The sequence below is a fragment of the Caulobacter sp. CCH9-E1 genome (assembly GCF_001556515.1).
Taxonomy (GTDB): domain Bacteria; phylum Pseudomonadota; class Alphaproteobacteria; order Caulobacterales; family Caulobacteraceae; genus Caulobacter.
The window spans coordinates 13980-36827 of record NZ_LSJA01000038.1 but is presented as its reverse complement, the minus strand read 5'-3'; the positions used below and the strand labels follow the sequence as shown (position 1 = coordinate 36827).

Here is a 22848-nt window from a genome sequence, read left to right as displayed (position 1 = left end):
GAGAAACGAGGTGGAGGCGATCCGACCCGAGAGGATCGGATCGCCCCGCGATCAGAAGTCGAACCGCGCGCCGATCCCGTAGGTGGCGGGCGCTCCGACCAGTCGAGCCGCGCCGTTCAGCTCCGGGAAATAGACCTCGTCGGTAATGTTGCGACCATAGGCATAGACCGTCCAGTTCGATGGCGTGGCCAAGTCCACCCGCGCGTTGACCAGGGTGTAGGCCTTGGCTGTGTTGCCTGGCGCCGCGTTCAGGCGGTTGGATTCCTCGCCATGGTGGGTGACGCCCACCCGGCTGCGCAGCGACCAGCCTTCCCTCAGCGCGATGCTGTGGTTCAGGCTAGCGGTGGCCGATACATCCGGCGCGCCCGGCAGCGGGTCGCCCACCGTCTGCAGCACATCGGCCACGCGGTTGGAGGAGAACGACAGGACTTCGGTGTCGAGCCACGCGGCGTTGACGTCAAAGGTCAGGTTCTGGCGCTCGGTGCGCAGCAACTGGGCGCTGAGCGCCACCTCGACACCCTTGCTGCTAGCCTTGCCGACATTGGCGCGGCCGTTGGTGTCGTTGGCCAGGCGCGTCGTCGCCTGCAGTTCGCTGAAGCGGTAGTCGAAAACGTCCAGCGACAGGCGAAGGCGCGAAGTGGTCCAGCGCAGGCCCGCCTCGTAGGCGCGCACGGTCTCCGAGGCGAACGGCTTGGTCTCGGCCACGGTAAAGATCGAGGTGCCGTCGAAGCCGCCGCCGCGATAGCCCGTCCCGGCCGAAACGAAGACGTTCAGGGCCGAGGTGACGTCGTACTTCACGGTCAGGCGGCCCGAGACGTTGTCGTCGTCGAACTTCTCATCCCATGAGAAGGGGTTGGTGGTGGCGAAGGTCGTCGTGAAGGTGCTGATACCCCACGGATTGTGGTCGATGTTGCGGCCGACATAGTGGGCGTTGTCCCGCGTATACCGCAGGCCGGCCGACACTTGCAGGCGATCGAGCAGATGATAGTCGGCCTGGCCGAACAGCGCGAAGCTGTTGCGTTCCTGGCGGTGAAGGTTGTCGTACGTCGTCAGCGCCGAATAGCTGATCCAGTTGGTGTCGAACTTGACGTCGTCGGTCACGTAGAAGGCGCCGGCGATCCAGTCCAGCTTGCCGCCGGTGTCGTCGGCCAGGCGCAGTTCCAGCGATGACTGGCTGAGCTTCTCGTTGGCGTCGAAATAAGAGGCCGGATAGGGCGAGCCGTCACCGTTGCCTTTCACAGAGCGCTTGCTGCCCTGCCAGCCGCCGATGGCGGTGAAATTCAGGTTCTCCCGGACCTTGTGGCTGAAGCTCGCCGAGCCGCCATAGATGTCGATGCTCTGGGTCGGATAGCCGGTCGAGTAGAACTCGTAGGGATCGTCATTCTCGCCGGCGTTGGCGATCGTGGCGTCCCGGGCCCGCGAGATCCGGTCGTACTGACGGGTGTCGCCGCGGTCGCGACTGCCGAACAGCTTCACGACCAGATCGCTTTCCGGGGCCATCTTGACGTCGAAGGTCGCGCGGCCGGCGACGAGGTCCTTGTCGCCAAAGCCCTTTCGGCGGCCCGGATCAACCAGCGCCGGAACCTGGGTCTGGACGACGCCGCGCACCGAAGGCCGGAAGCCGGCCAGAAGGCCCGCTCCGGCGCCATCCATGAAGCCGCCGCCGTTCTGGGCCAGGACGGCGAGGCGAACCCCGAGGTTCTCGCTGATCGGCCCGCCGACCGAGGCCTCCAGCTCGGTATAGTCGTAGCTGCCGTACTCGACGCGGCCAGAGCCTTCCAGAGCTTGGCCAGGACCCCGGGTGATGGCGTTGATGACGCCGGCCGTGGTGTTGCGGCCGTACAGCGTGCCTTGCGGTCCCTTGAGCACTTCGATTCGATCGAGGTCGAACAGCGGCATGCCCAGATAGGCGTTCGAGGTCTGGTAGACGCCATCGACATGCAAGGCGACCGAGGGGTTGCCGTTGGGCTTGTAGTCGTCGGCGCCGCCGATGCCGCGGATGCTGATCAGGCCGTAGTTGGTGCCGCCGAAGGCATAGTTCACCGAGACGCCGGCGACCTGATCGACGAGGTCGACGACATTGGTGATCCCGCGCCGCTGGGCGTCGCCGCCTTCGACGACGGTCACGGCGATCGGGACGTTCTCGATCCGCGCCGAGCGCTTCTGGGCGGTGACAATCACTTCTTCCAGCTCGGCGACGACCGGATTTTCCTCCACCGAGATCAGAAATGTCCGCGGTCCGGTGGCCGTCGCCTTCAGGCCCGAACCCGCCAGGAGGTCACGCAGCGCCTCGGCGGGCGGGCGCGTGCCGATCACGGCGTTGGCCCGCTTGCCCTTCACGAGGTTCGACGCATAGAGCACCTGCACGTCGGCCTGCTTGGCGAAGGCCGGCAGGGCCAGTTCCAGGGGTTGGGTGGGCAGGGTGAAGGCCACCGACGGCGCGGCGGGCTCCTGGGCCAGGGCCGGCGCGGCCGCGCTCAGGACCATCACGGCGCAGCAGGCCATCAGGCCGCGCCGAAGACCAGCGGCGTGGGAAACTCGGTTCGTCATCGTGCTTTCCTAGGCAAATCCGGCCCCCGTCGACCGATCATCCCCAGGAACCGCGGCTCCGCCGAAAGCCTCACCTTGTCGCGAAAATTTCATCGAATGCCGGGACGCCAGCATCGGTCATTCGGCGATCTCCCAGGTTGTCCTGTCGACCTGATGGACGCGCACGCCAAAGCCCACGCGCAGGGCGTTGGCGAACTCGCGCGCGCCGTCGTAGCGGAACGATCCGGAGATCCGGATGTCGTCCAGCCGCGCGCCCGGAGCCAGGGACAACTGGTCGCTGGAATAGCGATTGAACGCCGCCGCGACCTGCGGCAACGGCGTGTCGTTGAACACCAGCCGGCCATCGCGCCAGGCCGTGAGCGCGTCGAGATCCGCCGCCGCCACGGATTTTGGCCCGGCCTGACCAGACACCATTTGGCCGGTCGTCAGTCTTCGCGGCGCGGCCTGTCCGGCCGCGGCGACGTCGAGCGCTCCGTCCTCGATAAGAATCTGCGCCGTATCGCCCTGCTTGGTCACTTGGAAGCGCCCGCCGCTGCCTTGGGCGCGCTCATCGCCAACAACGACCTGGAACGGCCGGTCGGGGGCCGAGCGCATGTCGAAATAGGCCTGCCCCTCAACGAGCCGCACGCGCCGACGCTGGGCGTCGTACTGCACACGAACCCTCGACAGCGGAGCCAGGGTCACGCTCGATCCGTCCGGCAACGGGGCGGTAAGGCGCTCGCCCGCGCTGGTGCGGATCGTCGCGCCGGCCGCGCTGGCCATCATCACCGCGACGCCGCCCCCGCCCGCCGCTGTCGCGGCGCCGGCCAAGCCGAAGATCGCGCGCCGACGGCTGATCCCGGATGCGTCGCGCAAAGCAGCCGCGCGCATCGCCATCAGGCCATCGGCGCCCTTGGCCGCCCTCAGGGACGACCAGGCGTCGGCGGTTTCCTGATAGGCCTCGGCGTTGCCGGGGGCTTCGAGCCACTCAAGGAACGCCTTGCGGTCGTCCGCCGCCAGCGGCCCGCGATCAGCCTTGGCGAACCATCGGGCGGCCTCGTCCTCGTCAACGATGCGACGCCTCATCATCCCTGCTCCCGCAAGGCGTTGCGCAGAACGGCCATCGACCGCACAAGATGCTTCTCGACGGCGCTGACCGAGATATTCAGCCGGGCGGCGATCTGGGCGTGGCTCATATCCTCGAAGCGACGAAGAATGACGATGGTGCGCGCCCGAGGCGAGAGCGACTTGAGGGCGATCCGGATGCGTTCCAGGTTCTGTCGCCCGCCGATGACGTCCTCCGCGTCCGGGAGGTCGTCGGCCAGGTCGATACGATCCAAGTCGACCGCGCTCAGCAGCGGCCGTGTCCGTTCCCGTTTCACCTTGTCGCGAAGGAGGTTCGCGGCGGCCTCGAACACGTAACCATCGATGCTTTCCAGGGCCATGAGGCCAGGGCGGCGCAGCAGTCGCAGAAACAGGTCCTGTACCAATTCCTCGCTGTCGGGCCGCGAGCCGGTGCGGCGAGTGAAGTAGCGCAGCAGCGGAACGCGAAGGCGTCGGGCCAGGGCCTCAAAGCGCTCGGCGCCTGGCGAGCCGGACGCCTCAGGCGTCAGGCCTTGATCGGAGGCGGGGATGGACATGAGCCGGCCATGCCAGCGCCTGACGACAATCGTGTGAAACTCCGTGTGGGAGACCCCGACGACTACAACGCGCCAGAAGCGGCCGTTGGCGCACCTCCAGGACTGACGTCTCGAGCGCTTTGAGCGATCGATACGGCGTGTGCGGTCATCCAATCGCGGCGACGCCGCGTATCTCTCATCCGAGCGCCAGCTAGGCGCTTGGTCCGAGGGAGCGGGAAAGCCATGTCGCACGCGCAAGAGATCGGCCAGGCGCGATCCCAGGCCAAGCTGATGACCTGGCTGGGCGGCCTGGGGCTGATCCCGTTCCTGGCGCCGCCGGTGCTGCGGATCGACTGGTTCGAACCGGTCTTGTCCTGGAGCAGCATCCAGGTCGTCTACGCCGCCGCCATCCTGTCCTTCCTGGGCGGCGTGCGCGCGGCGCAGGCGGTGTTCAGCGACGATTGCCGCTCCGACACCCTGGTCCTGGCGATGGCCCCGCCCCTGGTCGGCTGGGCGCTCGCCGCCGTCGGCGTCATGGGGCAGAGCGAACCCAAGCTGGCGGCGGACGCCCTGCTTGGCATGGGCGCCGCCCTGGCCGCGCAAGGCGTCTGGGACGTAACCTCCAAGTCTCTCCCCGAGTGGTACCGGCAGCTTCGCCTGCCGCTGACGGCCATGGCCTGCGTCGGCCTGGTGATCGGCGCGGCGGTGGCGGGCGGCTGAGATGACGCTCGATCAAGAGCCAGACCAACGCCTCGCGGTCGTGGTCGGCGCCGGCGGCGGCCTGGGGCGCGCCTTCGTCGAGGAACTGCGCGGCGAGCCGGGCTGGGACAAGGTGGTCGGCGTCGGTCGCCGGCGGCCTGACGACTGGCCCGACGATCCGCGCCTGCCCTTCCTGGCCGCCGACCTGCTGGATGAGCAAGCCCTGGCCAATCTGGCGATCGAGATTTCCAGGCTCGGCGCTCCGGGATTGATCCTGATCGCCACGGGCATTCTGCATGAGCCAGGTCTCGCGCCCGAGAAGTCCATGAAGGCGGTGACGGCCGCCAGCCTCTCTCGGCTGTTCGAGGTCAACACCGTGCTGCCCACGCTGGTCTGCAAGCACTTGGCGCCGCTGCTGCCCCGCTATGAACGCGGCGTGATCGCGGCGCTATCGGCCCGCGTCGGCAGCATCGGCGACAACAGCCTGGGCGGCTGGCACGCCTACCGCGCCAGCAAGGCGGCGCTGAACATGCTGATCCGCTGCCAGGCGATCGAGCTGTCGCGCGAACGGCCGCTGACGATCTGCGCCGCCCTGCATCCGGGAACAGTCGACACGCCGCTGAGCGCCCCGTTCGCGCGCGGCGCCCGGTCGATCGCGACGCCGCGCGAGGCCGTCGCCAAGCTTCTGAAGGTCGTTCACCAGTGGGAGGCCGCCGACAGCGGCGGCTTCTTCGACTACGACGGCGCGCCGATACCTTGGTGAGCGGGCCTTGGCGGGCTGACCCTCCGTAGCCGCCCGCGCTGCGCGCGCCCCGCGCGATCTGCTACCGCTGCGGCCTTCACGTGAGGAGCAGACCATGCGGGTGGCGATGTTCTCGGCCAAGGCCTACGATCGGCGTTTCTTCGACGCCGCGAATGGCGCCTTTGGTCACCGCATCGACTACTTCGAGGCCCGCCTCGACGCCTCCTCGGCGCCGCTGGCCGTCGGCTACCCGGCGGTGTGCGTCTTCGTCAACGACCGCCTCGACGCGGCGACGCTGGAGGCTCTAGCCACCGGCGGGACGCGGACCGTGGCGCTGCGGTGCGCCGGCTTCAACAATGTCGACCTGGCGGCGGCGCAACGGCTGGGCGTCACCGTCGTGCGCGTGCCGGCCTATTCGCCGGAGGCGGTGGCGGAGTTCACCCTGGGCCTGCTGCTAGCGCTGGATCGCAACATCCCGCGCGCCTACGCCCGTGTCCGCGAGAACAACTTCGCCCTCGACGGCCTGATCGGCCGCAACCTGGCCGGACGCACGGCGGGGGTCGTCGGCACCGGCCGGATCGGAGCGCTGGTCGCGCGGATGCTGCGCCTGGGCTTTGGCTGCGAGGTTCTGGCCAGCGATGTCGTGCAGGATCCGGCGCTCATCGCGGCCGGCGTCCGCTATGTCCCCGTGAAGACCCTGCTGCGCGAAGCCGAGCTGATCTCGCTGCACTGCCCGCTGACGCCCGAGACGCGGCACCTGATCGACGACGCCGCCATCGCGGCCGCCAAGCCTGGCGTGCTGATCATCAACACCAGCCGGGGCGCGCTGATCGACACCACCGCCCTGATCGCGGGCCTCAAGTCACGGCAGGTGGGCGGCGTGGCGCTGGATGTCTACGAGCAGGAGGCGGACCTGTTCTTCGAGGACCTGTCGAACGAGATCATCCAGGACGACCTCTTCCAGCGCCTGCTGACCTTCCCGAACGTGCTGGTGACCGGCCACCAGGCCTTCCTCACCGAGGAAGCGCTGACCGCGATCGCCGAGACGACGCTGGGCAATCTGGCTGATGTCGAGGCCGGACGACCGTCGGCGCACGCGGTGTCCGCGGACGCCGTCCGGCCGTCTCACTAAGGGCCGTCTTAGCCGGCCTTGGCCAGCAGCGAGGCGCGCAGGCGGGCGGCGACGTCGCCCAGGGTGATGGCGTTGAGGGCGTCGTTGACCTCGAGGCGGCCGGTGTGGTGGCTCTCGTGCAGCACGCGGCCGGTGAAGTCGGTGATGGCGGTGATGTGCTGGGCCAGCATGTCGACCATGTGCAGCTCGTGCATCACGGCCAAGCGATGCTCGGCCGGCACGACCTCGAGGATCTTGCCCAGCGCCACGTCCAGATGTCCGCACGCCACGGCCGCGATCGACATCTCCGTCGAGATCGCTTCCAGCACCGTCTCAACCTCTACCGGCGCCAAAGTCTCAGACATCCCATACCCCCTATTTTGAAGCCGCAAAACAGCACACGCCCGCCGCGAGGGGCAAGACCTAGACATGTGCGGCCAATGATCGCGCCAAAGCGAGGTCATTGGCCGTCAACAACGTCAGATCGAAATGAAATGCAACCGGCGACCGCAACCTGAACGGCGGTGATCTAGACTTTCACGGGGGATAGTTGAGGCCCTTACGCCGCTTGGCGCAGTCCCCAGGGATGGGCGGGGTAGAATTGGCTCATCATGCGGCCGACATAGGCGACAAGGCGCGGATAGCTTTCAGCCTCCCGCCGCAGCGGCGAATCGAAGAACGGCGTCAGGATCGCGGCCAGCATGGCGAAGGCGATGGCGTCGACGCCGACGGGGTGGCTGTCGCGCATCAGATAGGTCTTGTCCTCCAGCAGTTCGTCCAGCGAGCGCAGCGACAGACTGCCCAGCCACGCGATCTCCTCGCGAAGGTGACGCCCGACGCCGACGGCGCGGATGTTGGCGCTGACCGCCTCCAGGAGCCCCTGCCGAAGGCCGTCGCGCAAGTGCTCGGGCGCCTGGTCGAACCAGCGCGCCGGCCCCTTGGCGAAATTGGCGGGCTCCAGGAAGCGGAAATAGCCCGAGACCCAGCCCAGCTGGTTCTCGATCATCCGCTCGATCGCCCAGGCCTGGGCGCGCTCCTTGCCGGTCAGACCGATATCGAGATCGACATTGTACTTCTGCTCGATGTGGGCGCGGATGAAGGTGGAGTCGCCGATCGCCTGGGCCGCGTCCTCGATCCACGGCAGCTGGCCCTTGGGCGCGGTCTCGCGGCTGCCGACCGTCTTGCGATAGTCGAGGCCGGCCATCATCAGCTGGACCTCGGTCTTGGTGACATAGGGGCTGATCTCGGGCAGCCCGAACCCGGCTCCGGCGGCGAACAGCGTGATCATGGTCCCTCTCCGATCTCGAATGTCGTGATGACCACTTGCTACCGCCACCCTACTGCCAGCATGCTGTCAGTAGCGATCGCTGATATTCGAAGTCATGAGACGCGCCGAACGCCTTTTCCAGATCATCCAGATCCTGCGCCGCAGCCGCGCGCCGGTGACAGCCGACGCCATCGCCGCCGAGCTGGAGACCTCCAAGCGCAGCGTCTATCGCGACATCGCCGCCCTGGTCGGCCAACGCGCCCCGATTCGCGGCGAGGCCGGCGTCGGCTATGTGCTGGAAGCCGGCTTCGACATGCCGCCGCTGATGCTGACGCCCGACGAGATCGAGGCGGCGGTGCTGGGCGCGCAGTGGGTTGCCGGACGCGGCGACCCGGTGCTGGCCAAGGCCGCCAAGGACCTGATCAGCAAGATCGCCTCGGCTGTTCCCGATCGACTGCGCCCCTATGTGCTGGAGCCGGCGGCGGCGGCCTCGCCCGCCTGGAAGCCCCAGACCGACCGCATCGACGTCGCTCAGGTCCGCGCCTGGATCCACGCTGGCCGCAAGATCCGCCTCGACTACAGCGACGAGGCCGGCGCGGTCAGCAACCGCGTCATCTGGCCGGTCACGGTCGGCTATCGCGAGACCATCCGGATGATCATCGCCTGGTGCGAGCTGCGCGAGGCGTTCCGCACCTTCCGCACCGACCGCGTCGTCGGGGCCGAGTTCCTCGACGAGCGCCATGGCAAACGGCCGGCGGTGCTGCGGGCCGAGTGGGTCAAGTTCCGGGACGCCGAGATCGCCGCCTGGAACGCGCGGGAACGGGAAACCTGCTGAGCGAACGCCTGGACTGCTTCATCGCCTCCTCTCGTGTCATCCCGGCCGGAGCGTAGCGGAGAGCCGGGACCCAGGGGCAACCGCACCGCCGCTAGCCCCTGGGTCCCGGATAGCCTCTGCGAGGCTTCCGGGATGACACGGATTTGGGGGCTCGTTCTCGGAACTATCCAGCTTGAAGCCGCCCTAAACCCCGTGCCGCTTGGCGAAGGCCTCGAACAGGCTGGGCCAGGCGGCGACCGGCTTGTCGGGGGTGAAACGCAGGCCAAAGCCGTGGCCGCCCTCCTCGAAGACGTGCAGTTCGGCCGGAACCGCCTTGGCCTTCAGCGCCGTGAACATGGTCAGGGAATTGGCGACCGGCACGGTCTTGTCGTCGGCCGCGTGCAGCAGGAACACCGGCGACAGCCCTTCCCGCACCTGCTTGTCCGGCGACAGGACGGCCTCGCGGTCGGGCGAGCCGTCGCGGGCCAGCAGCTGCTTGCGCGAGCCGCCGTGGGCGATCGACAGGTCCAGGCTGATAACCGGATAGATCAAGGCCGACAGGCTCGGCTTGGCCGACAGCTGGTCGGCGGCGTCGACGGAGTCATAGGTCGGGGCGTCAAACCGCACCGTCAGATTGGCCGCCAGATGTCCGCCGGCCGAAAAGCCCATGATCGCCACGCGGTCCGCCGAGAAGCCCATGGCCGAAGCCTTCGAACGGACCAGGCGGATAGCGCGCTGGGCGTCCTGCAGTGGGGCGTCGCCGCCCGCCGCCCAGCCGTCGCCGGGCATGCGGTAGAACAGGACAAAGCAGGTATAGCCGCTCTCGTTCAGCCGCCGGGCGGTCTCGTAGCCTTCCTTGTCCAGCACCACCCGCTCGTAGCCGCCGCCGGGGATCAGCATGACCGCCGCGCCGTTCGGCTTCTTGGGGCGGAAGACCGCCAGGGTCGGCTTGCGCGTGTGCGTCAGGGCGCGGTCGCGCGGACCGCCGGGCGTGGTGCGATCAATGATCCGCTCCTCGACCGTGACGCCCTCCCCGCCCGGCGCGCCGTTCGGCCAGAGGGTGATGATCTCGGTGGGATCGGCGGGCGCCGACTTGGACTGTTCCACGGCCGCCTCCGCCTTCCGCGCCGCCAGGGATCCCAGGACGCCAGTGACGAAAGCCGCAAGGGCGCCGCGACGGTTCAGCATGGGATCGAAGCCTTCTGACGGGATGTTGCGGGCGAGACCCTAAAGCGGCCTCGGCCGATTTGGAAACCGGTTTCCAGCGTCCCTAGACCTCGGCGAAACGCAGGTGGTGCAGCACGATCCCGCTGGTGGTGGCGACGTTCAGCGAGTCGAAGCCGTTGGCCATTGGAATCCCGACCGTCCGGGCGCGCGCCATGACCTCCGGCGAAAGGCCAGGCCCCTCGGCGCCCAGCAGCACGGCGGTGCGCGGCGCGGGCTTTAGCTGGGCCAGGATCTCGGACGCCGAGGGGCTCAGCGCCAGGGCCTCGAAGCCCGTCCGCGCCAGGAGGTCGGCGATGTCCTCCCCGCGACCGAGCCGCGCGGTCGGGACCGACAGCGCCGCGCCGACCGACACGCGGATCGCCTTGCGATACAGCGGATCGCAGCAGTCGGCGTCGAGGATGATGGCGTCGACGCCGAACGCGGCGGCGTTGCGGTAGATGCCGCCGATGTTGTCGTGATTGGCGATGCCGCACAGCACCAGCACCACCGCCCTTTCAGGCAGGCGCGCGAGCAAGTCAGCGGCGGGGACGGGCGTCGGCTTCCGCCCGACGGCCAGCACGCCGCGATGCAGGTGAAAGCCGGCGATGGCGTCGAGCACCGTCTGGTCGGCGAAATGGACCGGAACTTCCTCGGGCACCCCCGCGAAGACGTCCTCCAGCTTGTCCCGACGCTTGGGATCGATCAGCAGCGAGACCACCCGCTCGGGCGCGTCGCGGACGAAGGCCCGCAGCACCGTCTCGCCCTCGGCGATGAACAGCCCCTCGCGCCCGACGAGGTCACGCTCCTTGATCGCGCGAAACGGGGCGACGGCGGGGTCGTCGGGATCGGTGACGACGCGGAACTGTGGCAAGGCGGCCTCGGCGGTGGACTAACGCACCCCTCGTATCGGCAGGATAGCCAGACCGCCAGCCAGGGCCAGCGCCGCCGCGGTCAGGAAGAAGACGTGGTAGTCCATCCGGCTGGGTCCCAGCGCCCAGACGGCCAGGCCCGGCGCCAGGGCCTGGGGCAAGGTGTTGGCCAGGTTGATCACGCCCAGATCCTTGCCCGCGTCGCGTTGGGACGGCAGCACCTGGGTCACCAGGGCGATGTCGACCGCGTAGAAGCACCCCGCGCCGCAGCCCAGAACGAAATAGGTCGCCAGCAGCAGCGGCCAGCTCGGCGACATCGAAAAGACGATCATGGTCGCGGTGATGGCCAAGGCCGCGCCGAAGGCGAACAGCTTGCGCCGCTGCAACCGGTCGGACAGCACCCCGCCCAGCATGGCGAAGGCGACATTCGAGACAGTGGAGACCGTCGTCAGGATCGCCAGTCCCTCCTCGGCCCGACGGCCGGGAAACAGGCGCGGATAGTCCAGCACGTCCTGCAGAAAGTAGAGCATGTAGTTCTGGGTCAGGCACAGGGCGACCAGCACCATGAACCGTCCCGCCCAGGCGAAGGCGAAGTCGGGATGCTTTCTCGGGTTCACCCAAAGCCCCGCGAAGAAGGCGCCCAGCCGGAACGGCGGCACGCTGCTCTTGGGCAACGGCGGGTCGCGCAGGCTGATCACCAACGGCAAGAGCCCGATCAGCAGCGCCGCCGAGATCGCTGCATAGCGTTGCCCCTCGACCACCAGGACGCCGCCGATCAGCACCGCCCCGGCGGCCGTGCCCAGCGGATTGCCCAGGCTCTGGAACGCCGCGACCAGTCCCTTTTGCCCGTCGGGCACCCGGTCGGGCATGACGGCCACCAGCGCCGAGAAGCAGAGATTGAAGGTCAACTGGAACAGGATCATGCCGCCGACCAGGGCCGCCGGGGTCGTGGCGCGCATGATCGCCAGATAGGCCAGGGACGCGCCGATGGCGCCGACCACGATCCAGGGCCTGCGCCGCCCGAAACGCGAGGTGGTCCGGTCGCTGATCGCCCCGGCCAGCAGGTTGGCGATGCTGGCGACGATCGCGCCGTAGAAGGCGACCTGGCTCAGGACCACCGCCTTGCCCGCAGGGTCGATCGCCTGGGCCTTCAGCGGCAGCAGCACCTGGAGCAGAGGCTGGAACGAGACGAACGCGCCGATCTGCGCCAGGGTGTAGGCGGCGATGAAACCCGCGCGCACCGGCTCCTTGGGCCGGGCCCGATCCTCTGGCCGCATATCATCTCCCCCCGAGCGCCCGATCGGCTTCGGCCGCCCAGATTCTTGAACCGGACCGGACGGGTCCGCGCGGTCTGCGCCGCGTCTGTCGGCACAGTGGCCGCGGCCGCCTTGCCGCACAAGGGCCACCATGCTGTCGTCCAGAGGTTTCCAACCGGCGCGCCATAGCTCTACGGTGCGCGGATTGGCGTGAGTCTCTCGAGGGGGCGAGGCGAACTATGGCTTCGGTGACGATCTACGACGTCGCCGCGCGGGCGGGCGTCTCGATCAAGACCGTCTCGCGGGTGATGAACAAGGAGCCGAACGTCCGGCCCGCCATGCGCGATCGTGTGCTGCAGGCCGCCGGCGAACTGGGCTACAGCCCCAACCTCTCGGCGCGCAGCCTGGCGGGCTCGCGCTCGTTCGTGATCGCCGTCTTCGTCGACGCGGCCCTGACCATCGACCATTGGCGCAGCGAGCGCGGCGCGGACTATCTGAGCCGCATCCAGCTGGGCGCGACGCTGGAGTGCCGCGAGGCCGGCTACCACCTGCTGATCGAGCTGATCGACCACGAAGGCCCGCAGGTCCGCCAGGAAGTCGCGGCCCTGCTCGCCGCCCTGAAGCCCGACGGCGTGATCCTGACGCCGCCCTCCTCGGACAACCCCGTGGTGCTGGAACTGCTCGACAAGGCCGGCACGCCCTATGTCCGCCTGGGCCCCGAGCGGGCGGAAGGCTTGGGACCGCGCGTGCACATGGACGACGTCGCCGCCGCCCGCGAGATGACCGAGCACCTGATCGGCCTGGGCCACAAGCGGATCGGCTTCATCGTCGGCGAGCCGCGCTACGGCGCCAGCCAGGCGCGGCGCGAGGGCTATCTGGCGGCGATGAAGGCGCATGGCCTTCCGGTCTCGGAAGGGCTCGTGCGCCAGGGCGACTTCACCTTCCAGTCGGGCATGGTCGAGGCCAAGGCGCTGCTGGCTCTGCCCGACCGACCGACCGCGATCTTCGCCAGCAACGACGACATGGCGCTGGGCTGCGTCGCCGCGATCGCCGAGGCGGGATTGATGACGCCGGGCGACGTGTCGGTGGCCGGTTTCGACGACAGCCCCAGCTCCCGTTTCAGCCGTCCTCAGCTGACGACCGTGCGCCAGCCGGTGGCGGAGATGTCGTCCGTCGCCGCGAAACTGCTGATCGCCCGGGCCAAGACGAACGAGACCGCGGAGCGTCCCGAAGACATTCTGCTGCCGTTCGAGCTGATCCACCGCGCCTCGACGGCGCCGCCCCCGCGCTAGAGCGCCTTAGGGGCGAGCCTGAGTTCGAGCGCGCCTAGGACCTCCGCCCTCAGCGCCCCGGCCGGGCGTAGGCCGCGATGCGCGCCTGGGCGGTGTGAACCGCGTTGTCTCCGAACGCATCCACGGCGGACAGCTGGCCGCGCGGCCGCACCGTCTCGCCGCCCAGGCGGAAGGCGCCCACATGCTCCGACAGGTCGGACGCTTCGCCCCGGAGCGACTGGGTGGCCTGGGTGGATTGGGCCACCATGGCCGCATTGCGCTGAGTGACCTGATCCAGCTGGTTCACGGCCGAATTGACCTGCTCCAGAGCCGAGGCCTGCTCGCTGGTGGACGCCGCGATCGCCGTGATCATCTCCCCGATGCCGCCGACCTTCTCGACGATGCCGCGCAGCGCCCCGCCGGTCTGGCCCACCAGCTCGACGCCCTCGCCCACCTGGCGGCTCGACTCGGTGATCAGCGACTTGATTTCCTTGGCGGCCTCGGCCGAGCGCTGGGCCAGGGCCCGGACCTCTTGCGCCACGACCGCGAAGCCCTTGCCGGCGTCGCCCGCCCGCGCCGCTTCGACGCCCGCGTTCAGGGCCAGGAGGTTGGTCTGGAAGGCGATCTCGTCGATCACGCCCAGGATCTGGTTCACCTGCTGCGACTGGGCCTCGATCTTGGTCATGGCCGCGGCGGCGCGGCTGACCACGTCGCCCGAGCGCTGGGCCTCCGCGCTGGCCTCCTCGACGCGCAGCGTGACTTCGTGCGCGTTCTGAGCCGTCTTGCCGACGGCGGTGGTCAGCTCCTCGACCGCCGCGGCGGTCTGCTCAAGCGTCGCGGCCTGCTGCTCGGTGCGCAGGGACAGGTCCTCGGCGCTGCGGGCGATCTGCTCGGCGCCCGCGAGGATGCCGCCCGCCGAGCGTTCGACTGCGTGCATCGCCTCATCCAGGGCGCTCACCGCCGTCTCGAAGTCGGCCTTCAGGCTCTGGAACTCCGGCGAGAGGTCGCCATCGACGCGCGTCGACAGATCCCCCTCGGCGAGGCGGGCCAGCGCCACGCCCAGGGCTTTGACCGCTTCGGCCTGGCGACGCTGGCCGGCTTCACGCTCGACCTCAAGCGCCCGGCGCTGCTCGTCCATGAACGCGATGTAGCTTGAGATGGCCAGATCCATGTCCAGGAAGATGGCCTTGACCATGGCCGACAGGCCGTCGGCCAGCGCCTGGTCGGACTTGCCGGCGCCGAACAGCCCCTTGGCCCGCTTGGAGATCACCGACCGGATCAATTCCTCGGCGACCACGGCGTAGCCGCCAATGTACCAGCGCGGCTCAAGCTCGACGCGGACGTGAGCGCGGCCGATCCGCTCGACGTCGCTGACATAGCTATCGCCGTAGTCGGCGCGGGCGATGCGACGCCAATGCGTCGCCTGGGCGCGCTCAGCGGCGGCGATATGGGCCTCGTCGCGGAACTTGCCGCGGGTCTCGGGGAAGGCGCGAACCTGACCGTAGAACCGGCCGAGGGCCGCGCCGATCTCGGCGTCGATCAAGGGCTGGATGGCGCGCAGGGCCGAGCACGCACGCTCGTCGAAACGCATGAAGGCCATCCGCTGGTCAAGCTTCGCGTCCGCGCCCATACCGAAACTCCTAACTAAACACCGTTCTGTTGGCCCGTGAGTGATCCCAATGTCTTAACCGACGTTAAATCCGAGGTCTGATTTTCGTGAGTTTCCTGCCCCTTTTTCGACTCCGCCGCGCTTGCTGTTGGATCGCGTGGCAACAAGCTGCGCCTTGAGGCGTTTTGCACTTGTCAGGCCATGGCGGGGCTTGGATATAACGAGAAACCTCCAAGGACTTCATGGCCCTCCCTGCGGACTTCACCTTGAGCGAAGAGGACGGTCGGGCGACGGCTGTCCTGACGGGGGACTGGACCGCCCGTGGGCTGTTCGACGCTGGCATACGTCTGGCCAACGCGCTGGAGCGCGCCTCGTCTCCCGCCTTCGACCTGACCGGCCTGAACCGCTGTGACACCGCCGGCGCCTATGCGATCCTGCGCGCCGCCGGCGACGACCTTAAGCCCGAGGACATCAAGGCCCGTCACGGCGTCCTGCGGCTGCTGGAGCTGGTCTCGGCCGCCATCAAGGTCCAGACCGAGCCCGCGGTGCGGCCCGGCGGCTTCAAAGCCTTGCTCGAACGGATCGGACGCGGCGTCTTCGGCCTCTTCCACGACGCCTACAGCACCATGGCCTTTCTGGGCCACCTGCTCACCGCTCTGGGGCGCAGCCTGGTCAGGCCCAGCCGCATCCGCTGGGCGCCGATCGTCGCCCTGTGCGAGCGCGCGGGCCTGGACGCCATGCCGATCGTGGCCACCACGACCTTCTTCATCGGCGCGGTGGTGGCCCTGCTGGGCGCCAACATGCTCACCGACTTCGGCGCCCAGGTCTATTCGGTCGAGCTGATCGGCATCTCGGTGATGCGTGAGTTCAACATTCTGATCACCGCCATCCTGCTGGCGGGCCGCTCGGCCTCCAGCTTCGCCGCCGAGATCGGCTCGATGAAGATGAACCAGGAGATCGACGCCATGCAGGTCATGGGCGTCGACCCCTACGAGGCGCTGGTGCTGCCCAGGTTCGCCGCCCTATTGCTGACCATCCCCATCCTGACCTTTGTGGCCACCATCGCCGGGCTCGCGGGAGGCATGCTCGTCGTCTGGATCGTGCTGGACCTGTCGCCGACCTTCTTCCTGCAGCGGATTGTCGACTATGTCGGCGCCACCCACTTCTGGATCGGCATGTCCAAGGCCCCGGTCATGGCGGCCGTGATCGCCGCGATCGGTTGCCGGCAAGGCATGGAGGTCGGCCAGGACGTCGAGGCGCTGGGCCGGCGCGTCACCGCCGCTGTCGTGCACGCCATCTTCGCGATCATCCTGATCGACGCCGTGTTCGCCCTGCTTTACATGGAGCTGGACATATGACCGGCCCCGAGACCGAGGACCCCGTCGTCGATACGGCCGACAGCGAAAAGTACCCGATCGAGGTGCGCGGCCTCGTCTCCCGCTTCGGCGAACATGTCGTCCACGATGGCCTCGACCTGAAGGTCGAGCGCGGCGAGGTGCTCGGCGTCGTCGGCGGATCGGGCACCGGCAAGTCGGTGCTGCTGAACACCATCATCGGCCTCAAGGCGCCGGACGGCGGCCACGTGCGGCTGTTCGGCGGCGACATGCGCACGGCTTCGCGCCGCCGCTGGTCGTCGATCGAGCGCCGGTGGGGCGTGCTGTTCCAGCAGGGCGCTCTGTTCTCGAACCTGACGGTGCGTGAGAACGTGGCCGCGCCGCTGCACGAGCACACGCGCCTGCCCCGTCGCGAGATCGACGAGATCGCCGACCTGAAGATCGCCATGGTCGGCCTTCCGGCCCACGCCGCGTTGCTGAAGCCGGCCGAGCTGTCGGGCGGCATGCGCAAGCGCGCCGGCTTGGCCCGCGCCCTGGCCATGGATCCCGAGCTCTTGTTCCTGGACGAGCCGACCGCCGGGCTGGACCCGATCAGCGCCGGAGCTTTCGACGAATTGATCAACGACCTGTCGGAGAGCCTGGACCTGACCGTGTTCATGATCACCCACGATCTGGACACCCTCTACGCCATTACCGATCGCGTGGCGGTTCTGGCCGACAAGAAGGTCGTCGCCGCGGCGCCGGTTCACGAGCTCGAGCGTTCGGATCATCCCTGGATCAAGAAATACTTCCTGGGCCCACGAGGACGCGCCGCCGCGTCCGCCGAGGCCCGGGCCAAGGCGAGGACCGACTGATGGAAAGAAACGCCAACTACGCGGTGGTCGGCGCGATCACGCTGGCCCTTTTCATGGGGCTGATCGTCTTCGCCGTCTGGCTGGCCAAGATCAGCTTCAATCGCGACTACGACCTCTATGACGTGCTGTTCGTCGGTCCCGTCCGCGGCCTCTCGCAAGGCGGGGAGGCGCACTTCAACGGCATCAAGGTCGGCGAGGTCACGCGCATCGAGCTGGACAAGAGCGACCCCAACCGCGTCATCGCGCGCATCCGCGTCACCTCGGACGTGCCGATCAAGGTCGACAGCTACGCCACGCTGGAGCCGCAGGGCATCACCGGCGTGAACTACATCCAGATCACCGCCGGCTCGCCAAACAAGGAATTGCTGAAGGATACGGTGAAGGGCGGCCGCGTGCCGGTCCTGCGCAGCCAGCGCAGCACCCTCTCCGACCTGCTGGAGGGCGGCGGCACGGTGCTGACCCGCACGATTGAGGCGCTGGACCGCGTCAACCGCGTGCTCTCCGACAAGAACATCAAGACCTTCAGCGCCGCGCTCAGCGACGTCCAGGCCGTCACGGCCGAGATGCGCGAGCGCAAGGAAGTCATCGCCGACGCCCAGAAGGCGCTGCAGAGCATCGACCAGACGGCCCAATCGATCACCCAGCTGGCCAACAGCGCCGATGGCGTGGTCAATGGCGACGCCAAGCGCACGCTGAAGGAGCTGGGCGACGCCGCCGCGGAACTAAAGGCGGCCGCCAAAGACGCCCGTGGCATGGTCAGCAAGCTGGAAGGCCCGACCAGCGACTTCGCCAACACCGGCCTGCCTCAACTGTCGGCGGCCATCGTCACCCTGCAATCGGCCGCCGAGTCCCTCGATCGTCTGGTCGGCGAGGTCGAACAGAATCCTCGCGGCGCGATCGGCAAGGCGCCCGCCAAGGAAATGGAGGTCAAACCGTGAGCCCCATCCGCACCATCGTCCGCCTCGCGGGCGTCACGGCCCTGGCCTTCAGCCTCTCGGCCTGCATCAGCGTCTTCCCCAAGGCAAAGCCCGTGGGCCTCTACCGCTTCGGGGAAGCCGAGGTCAGCGCGCCCAAGGGGCCTCCCGGCGCCATGTTCGGCGTGCTGAAGGCGCCGACGGTCTTCACCCGCGCCGCCGCCGGCGACCGGATCCTGACCAGCAGCCAAGGCCAGGTCGCCTATATCGCCGACGCCCGCTGGGTGTCGGCGGCCTCCGTGTTGTTCGAGGAGGCCGTGGCCCGCGCGTTCGAGAGCGACCCGGGCCGCGCCCGCCTGATCGGCCGCGGCGAGATCGCCAAGGCCGATCTCGTCCTGCGGCTGGAAGTGCGGACCTTCGAGACCGACTACGTCAATGGGCCCAAGGCGGCGCCCGAAGTCGTGGTGCGGGTGCGCGGCGTCCTGAACCGCAACACAGATCGCGCCCTCGTCGGCGACCAGGTCTTCGAGGCGCGCGTGAAGGCGGCCGATAACCGCGTGTCCGCGATCGTGCCGGCCTATGACAAGGCCGTCGCCCAGGTGCTGGCTCAGATCGTCGCCTGGGCCAATGCGGCCGGACCGGGGATCGCGGGCTAAAGCGCCGCCAGGGGCTCGGTGACGGCGCCGTAGCCCGCCTCGACCGGGATGCGGAGGACCTCCCCGTCCACCCACGGCTCGACCGTGACGAGCTCGCGCGCCGCCGCGCGCCGCACCGCGTCCGCCGGGTCGGCGCTCTCCGCCAGCAGCTGCAGGTTCATGCGCGTGGGAAAGATCACCTTGCGCGCCCCTGAGGCGGCCATTTCCAGCGCCCTGCGGGGCGCGATCCATTCGGCGTCGACGGCCTCGTGCCCGTCACAGATCGCCTGCTGCGCCAGTGGCGCGTGGGCGACATAGAACCAGGTGTCGAACCGCTTGGGCATCAGCTTCGGCGTGATCCAGCGGGCGAAGACCGTCAGGGCGGAGAGGTCCAGGCGAAGGCCCAGATCCGCCACCACGTCGAGGAATGGAACCTGATCCTCGGCCACCGCGGCGCGAATGTCCTTTGCCGCCTCGCCGGCATAGGCCGCGCCGTCGCGGTCGCGAGCCAGCAGGACGCCGGCCTCTTCGTAGGCCTCCCGCAAGGCGGCGATCCGCAAGGCCGCGTCGTCAGGGCCGATCGCCTCGAAGCCCAGCGCATGGTCGCGCCAGCGTGGGTCGCTGTCGCCCTGATGGCTCTTGCCGCCCGGGAAGACCAGGGCGCCGGCGGCGAAGTCGATCTGATGATGCCGCTTGACCATCAGGACTTCGAAATCGGGAGCATCTCGAAGCAGCAGTATGGTCGCGGCCGGGCGAACAGCGCCCTGCGAAGAGTCGGACATGTCGATAGTCTGGCGCCGCGACGGTCCAGCCGCCAGCCCGGATTCGAACGATTGTTCGACCTCAGCCTGAGGCGGATCGCCGCTTCTCGGCGCTGCGGTCCATGCGCTCCAGCAGATAGTCCGTGTCATCGCGAGAGGCGGCGTGGGACGACGTCAGGAAGCGCTGGATCATATGCTCCTGGAACCGCTCGCGATCTTGATCTCCGCCGTCGAACTCCAGACTGTGGAACGCGTCCACGCCGGCGCGGAAGGCCGAATAGAGACGCTCGGGCAGGCCGGCGTGCTCACAGATGGCTTTCAGGCCCAGCGGGCCGGCATCGTGGATCATGAGCCAGGCGCGGTGGTGCGGGACGCCCGCCAGCTCGGCCACGCCCCACTCGAAAAAGGTCATGTGCCCATGCGCGAGGGCGCGCAGAAGCAGCGACGGCGAGAGCCGGCCGACGCTGTTCAGGTGCGCGACGAAGGCCTTCGGGTCGGCGGTCCGGCCGGCCTGGTCCACCAGATCGATCGTCGCCCGTTCCTTGGCGTCGACGATCAGCTCCAGCGTCAGCTCGGCCGACAGGGCGTGGTGGGTCAGGATGTGGTCACGCAGCTGATCGCCGACCATGTCGATCAAGCGCTCGGCCACGGCCATGGGCAGGGTGGCGCGGTAGGCGACGGCCTGCAGCACCTGCTCGGACTTGGAGAACCGCGACAGCGCCTTCTTCAGCGAGACCTCTGAGAAGCGCGCGTTGTCGTTGGCGCAGGCCGTGGCGACAGCCTCCTCCCCCGCCTCCTCGACCAGCTGGGCGGTGATCCGGCTGGAGAGCTTCGGGCGCTTGGCGACCGCCAGTTGCCGGGCGGGACCGCCGACGCGGATGATCTCGGCCAGATCCGCATCGGTGAAGACCGGCGAGAAGGCGATGATCGGCAGGCTGACCAGCTCGATGTCGCGGGCCAACCGCATGGCGACGTCGTGCGGCAGGATCTTGGAGCTCTTCAGCGTCACCGCCATGGCGCGACGCACCAGCTCGGCGGCGTCGGCGGCCATCACCCGCAGGATGTCGTGAGCGACCTGGCGATCCTCTTCGGTGAGTTCGGCGCGGTCGATCTTGCGGCATAGCTTGTGGGCCGCCAGGGCGCGTTCATCGGCGGTGGCGCCCTTCACGAGCATCCGGATGTCGGATTCGGTCAGTGCTGCGCGCGTCGTGGCCAAGGGCGTCCGTCCGGACCGAGGGTTGCGTCGAAACCTGTCGTGCGTCTGCGGGAAGCGCCCTCAAGGGCGTTTCGCGAGTCACGATCATCAGTTGTTAGGCTTAACGATTGTTTGCGCCGCGAAGCCAGCGATTAACGATGTGACGTAACCCCGAGCAAAGGACGCGCGCCTAAGGTGCCCGGCCTATCAAGAGGAACGCGCCTTTGCTCGCCGAGCGCCGCCAGACCGAAGACCCCGCGGGAAGCGCGCAGCTGGCCAAGGCTCTCGACGCCCAGGCCGCGCTGCTGCCTTACGCCCTGGGGGTTTTCGCCGTCAGCCTGCCGCTGTTCGTCTGGGTCGCGTCCTTCGCCGCCAACAGCATCTGGATGACGGCCAGCTTCGCGATCTTCGCGATCAACTGGGGCGCCTTCTATCTCGCCGTGAATTGGCTGCGCGACGACGCGTCGCGGGACCTGAGACGCCGCGCCCGCATCCATGTGGCCTGCGGGGCGCTGTGGGCCATGGCGGTCGCGCAGATCTCGGCCTTCGCGGCCAGCGCCGGTCCGGCGCGCGAGACCTTGCTGATGCTGGCGACGGCCGGAGCGGTGCTGTGCGCGTTCTTCTCCGCGCCCTACCTGCCCGCCCTGCTGATCGTCACGCCGCTCGCGGCCGCCGGCCCGCTGATCGCCCAGTTCACAGGCCCCGCCCCGCGTTCGGGCTTGGAGCTGACCTGGGGCGCCACGGCGCTGGCCCTGGCTTTGGCCATGATCCACAACCGCGCCCTGCGTCGACAACACGACCTTTCGGTCCAGCACGAGCAGTTGGTCGACGAGCGCCTGCGCGTGCTCGAGACCGCCGAACGCACGGCGCGCTCCAAGTCCGACATCGTCGCGACGCTGAGCCACGAAATCCGCAACGGCCTGACCGGCGTCACCCACGTCCTGGCCGCCGCCGCCGGTCGCGGCGGGCGCGCCGCGCCGTCGCGCGAGCAGTTGAACGCCGCGCTGGACGCCGCCCAGGATCTGATCGCCGTGTTGAACGCGACGCTCGACTCCGAGACCGCGGAATCCGGCCGCCTCAGCGTCGACACGCAGCCCTTCGACCCCGTCCGCCTGATCCAGGATCTGGTGCTCCTGGAAAAACCGCACGCCGGCGCCAAGGGCCTGGAGCTGTCAGTGCATATCGACCCGCTGCTGCTGAGCCTGGATCGCGGGGCGACCGTCGCCGATCCCCTGCGCACGCGCCAAATCATGTCCAACCTGCTCAGCAACGCGGTGAAGTACACCGTGCGCGGTCGTATCGAGGTGCGCCTTGAGCTGCGGGACGACCACGTGGCCGTCGAAGTCGCCGACACGGGTCCTGGTCTGACGCCCGAGGAGCTGGAACTGGCCTTCGAGCCGTTCCGCCGCGTGGAGCGCACCGGCGCGGGCGTCAACGGCGCGGGCCTGGGCCTGTCGCTGTCGCGTCAGCTCTCCAAGCTGATGGGCGGCGCCTTGGACGCCAGCAGCGCCATGGGCGTCGGCAGCTGCTTCACCCTGCGCCTGCCGTTCGATCCGCTGGCCGAGCGCGGCTCGCACGACCTTGCGACCGCCGCCGATCCCCTGGGCGCGCCGCGCGCGATGCGGGTCCTGATCGCCGAGGACGACGCTTTGAACGCAGCCATGCTGCGCGCCATCCTCGAGCAGTTGGGCCATCAGGTCGTCCACGCCCAGAACGGCCGCCGCGCGGTGGACCTGGCCCGGATCGCCGAGTTCGACCTCCTGATGCTGGACGGCCGCATGCCGGTGATGGATGGCCCCGCCGCCGCCAAGGCCCTGCGCGAAACTGACGGTCCCAATCGACGCGCGCCGATCATCGCCATGATCGACGGCGACTCCGACGAAGCCCGCGAAAGCCTCGACGCCGGCGCCGACATCGTGCTGCGCAAGCCGGTCAGCGTGGCGGGCGTGGCGCGGGCCGTCGCCGACGCGGCGGCGCTGGATCGCAATCTCGCGCGCTCGCAGGCGGCCTAAGGCCCGCGTCGGGTTTGACAAGCCGGGTCCTGGATGGAGAATGGCGTATGTTTTCGCGCCCGACCTTCCGGCGTTTTCGCCATCACGGCGGTAGCCTTCTCGCAGGCTCCTAGCCCCGAACCTTCCGCGCGTGCGTCGCGGGCGTTCGGGG

21 protein-coding genes are annotated in these 22848 nt (G+C 68.8%); 10 read left to right on the top strand and 11 right to left on the bottom strand.

The window, feature by feature from the left end:
* Positions 1-51: 51 nt before the first annotated feature.
* From AX690_RS02075 to AX690_RS02065, 3 genes are all read right to left on the bottom strand, one after another.
* Entirely contained in the window at positions 52-2550 is a 2499-nt protein-coding gene (locus AX690_RS02075) for a TonB-dependent receptor (protein ID WP_066682664.1), read from the bottom strand.
* A gap of 117 nt (positions 2551-2667) precedes the next feature.
* The gene (locus AX690_RS02070) at positions 2668-3615 is read right to left on the bottom strand and encodes a FecR domain-containing protein (RefSeq protein ID WP_066682662.1); all 948 of its coding nucleotides are present in this window, start codon (positions 3613-3615) and stop codon (positions 2668-2670) included.
* A complete protein-coding gene (locus tag AX690_RS02065) occupies positions 3615-4169 on the bottom strand; it encodes an RNA polymerase sigma factor (protein ID WP_066682660.1) in 555 nt (184 codons plus the stop codon). Before AX690_RS02065 ends, AX690_RS02070 begins: the two co-directional genes overlap by 1 nt.
* Before the next feature lie 222 nt (positions 4170-4391).
* On the opposite strand from AX690_RS02065, the gene AX690_RS02060 reads away from it, so the two are divergent.
* The 3 genes from AX690_RS02060 to AX690_RS02050 all read left to right on the top strand — a co-directional run bounded on the left by AX690_RS02060 (position 4392) and on the right by AX690_RS02050 (position 6721).
* Entirely contained in the window at positions 4392-4868 is a 477-nt protein-coding gene (locus tag AX690_RS02060; protein ID WP_066682658.1) for a DUF3429 domain-containing protein, read from the top strand.
* Between the two features lies 1 nt (position 4869).
* Entirely contained in the window at positions 4870-5610 is a 741-nt protein-coding gene (locus tag AX690_RS02055; RefSeq protein WP_066682657.1) for an SDR family NAD(P)-dependent oxidoreductase, read from the top strand.
* Positions 5611-5704: 94 nt separating this feature from the next.
* Positions 5705-6721: a 2-hydroxyacid dehydrogenase gene (locus tag AX690_RS02050; RefSeq protein WP_066682655.1), complete on the top strand. Its 1017-nt coding sequence runs from the start codon at positions 5705-5707 to the stop codon at positions 6719-6721.
* Between the two features lie 8 nt (positions 6722-6729).
* Here AX690_RS02050 and AX690_RS02045 read toward each other — a convergent pair whose 3' ends face one another.
* A complete protein-coding gene (locus AX690_RS02045; RefSeq protein ID WP_066682653.1) occupies positions 6730-7065 on the bottom strand; it encodes a hypothetical protein in 336 nt (111 codons plus the stop codon).
* Between the two features lie 194 nt (positions 7066-7259).
* The gene (locus AX690_RS02040; RefSeq protein WP_066682651.1) at positions 7260-7988 is read right to left on the bottom strand and encodes a glutathione S-transferase family protein; all 729 of its coding nucleotides are present in this window, start codon (positions 7986-7988) and stop codon (positions 7260-7262) included.
* A gap of 94 nt (positions 7989-8082) precedes the next feature.
* Between AX690_RS02040 and AX690_RS02035 the strand changes: the two genes are divergently transcribed.
* Positions 8083-8802 (top strand): YafY family protein, encoded by a 720-nt coding sequence (locus AX690_RS02035; RefSeq protein WP_066682650.1) that lies wholly within the window; start codon positions 8083-8085, stop codon positions 8800-8802.
* Positions 8803-8985: 183 nt separating this feature from the next.
* Here AX690_RS02035 and AX690_RS02030 read toward each other — a convergent pair whose 3' ends face one another.
* The 3 genes from AX690_RS02030 to AX690_RS02020 form a co-directional block, all read right to left on the bottom strand.
* Entirely contained in the window at positions 8986-9969 is a 984-nt protein-coding gene (locus AX690_RS02030; RefSeq protein ID WP_066682648.1) for an alpha/beta hydrolase, read from the bottom strand.
* A gap of 82 nt (positions 9970-10051) precedes the next feature.
* Entirely contained in the window at positions 10052-10858 is an 807-nt protein-coding gene (locus AX690_RS02025) for an RNA methyltransferase (protein WP_066682645.1), read from the bottom strand.
* A gap of 18 nt (positions 10859-10876) precedes the next feature.
* Complete coding sequence (locus AX690_RS02020) at positions 10877-12133, bottom strand: MFS transporter (RefSeq protein WP_066682643.1); 1257 nt, start codon at positions 12131-12133, stop codon at positions 10877-10879.
* Between the two features lie 218 nt (positions 12134-12351).
* Between AX690_RS02020 and AX690_RS02015 the strand changes: the two genes are divergently transcribed.
* Positions 12352-13404, top strand: a complete 1053-nt coding sequence (locus AX690_RS02015) for a LacI family DNA-binding transcriptional regulator (RefSeq protein WP_066682641.1) — start codon at positions 12352-12354, stop codon at positions 13402-13404.
* A 49-nt stretch (positions 13405-13453) separates the two neighbouring features.
* Here the strand turns inward: AX690_RS02015 and AX690_RS02010 are convergent, their stop codons facing one another.
* Complete coding sequence (locus AX690_RS02010) at positions 13454-15013, bottom strand: methyl-accepting chemotaxis protein (RefSeq protein WP_066682639.1); 1560 nt, start codon at positions 15011-15013, stop codon at positions 13454-13456.
* Between the two features lie 221 nt (positions 15014-15234).
* Here AX690_RS02010 and AX690_RS02005 point away from each other — a divergent pair, with 221 nt between their 5' ends.
* From AX690_RS02005 to AX690_RS01990, 4 genes are read left to right on the top strand one after another with little or no spacing between them, the layout of a single operon-like run.
* Positions 15235-16350 (top strand): ABC transporter permease, encoded by a 1116-nt coding sequence (locus tag AX690_RS02005; RefSeq protein WP_066682637.1) that lies wholly within the window; start codon positions 15235-15237, stop codon positions 16348-16350.
* Positions 16347-17180, top strand: coding sequence for an ABC transporter ATP-binding protein (locus tag AX690_RS02000; protein ID WP_066682635.1), 834 nt, complete (start codon positions 16347-16349; stop codon positions 17178-17180). The genes AX690_RS02005 and AX690_RS02000 overlap by 4 nt, the downstream gene beginning before the upstream one ends.
* Complete coding sequence (locus AX690_RS01995) at positions 17180-18118, top strand: MlaD family protein (RefSeq protein WP_066682633.1); 939 nt, start codon at positions 17180-17182, stop codon at positions 18116-18118. The genes AX690_RS02000 and AX690_RS01995 overlap by 1 nt, the downstream gene beginning before the upstream one ends.
* Complete coding sequence (locus tag AX690_RS01990) at positions 18115-18750, top strand: ABC-type transport auxiliary lipoprotein family protein (RefSeq protein WP_066682632.1); 636 nt, start codon at positions 18115-18117, stop codon at positions 18748-18750. The genes AX690_RS01995 and AX690_RS01990 overlap by 4 nt, the downstream gene beginning before the upstream one ends.
* Here AX690_RS01990 and AX690_RS01985 read toward each other — a convergent pair.
* Both AX690_RS01985 and spbR read right to left on the bottom strand, forming a co-directional pair.
* Positions 18747-19511 (bottom strand): NUDIX hydrolase, encoded by a 765-nt coding sequence (locus AX690_RS01985; RefSeq protein ID WP_066682631.1) that lies wholly within the window; start codon positions 19509-19511, stop codon positions 18747-18749. The genes AX690_RS01990 and AX690_RS01985 overlap by 4 nt on opposite strands.
* Positions 19512-19572: 61 nt before the next feature.
* A complete protein-coding gene (gene spbR / locus AX690_RS01980) occupies positions 19573-20706 on the bottom strand; it encodes a pole-localized protein SpbR (protein ID WP_066682630.1) in 1134 nt (377 codons plus the stop codon).
* Positions 20707-20909: 203 nt separating this feature from the next.
* Between spbR and AX690_RS01975 the strand changes: the two genes are divergently transcribed.
* A complete protein-coding gene (locus AX690_RS01975; protein WP_066682628.1) occupies positions 20910-22697 on the top strand; it encodes an ATP-binding protein in 1788 nt (595 codons plus the stop codon).
* Positions 22698-22848: the final 151 nt, after the last annotated feature.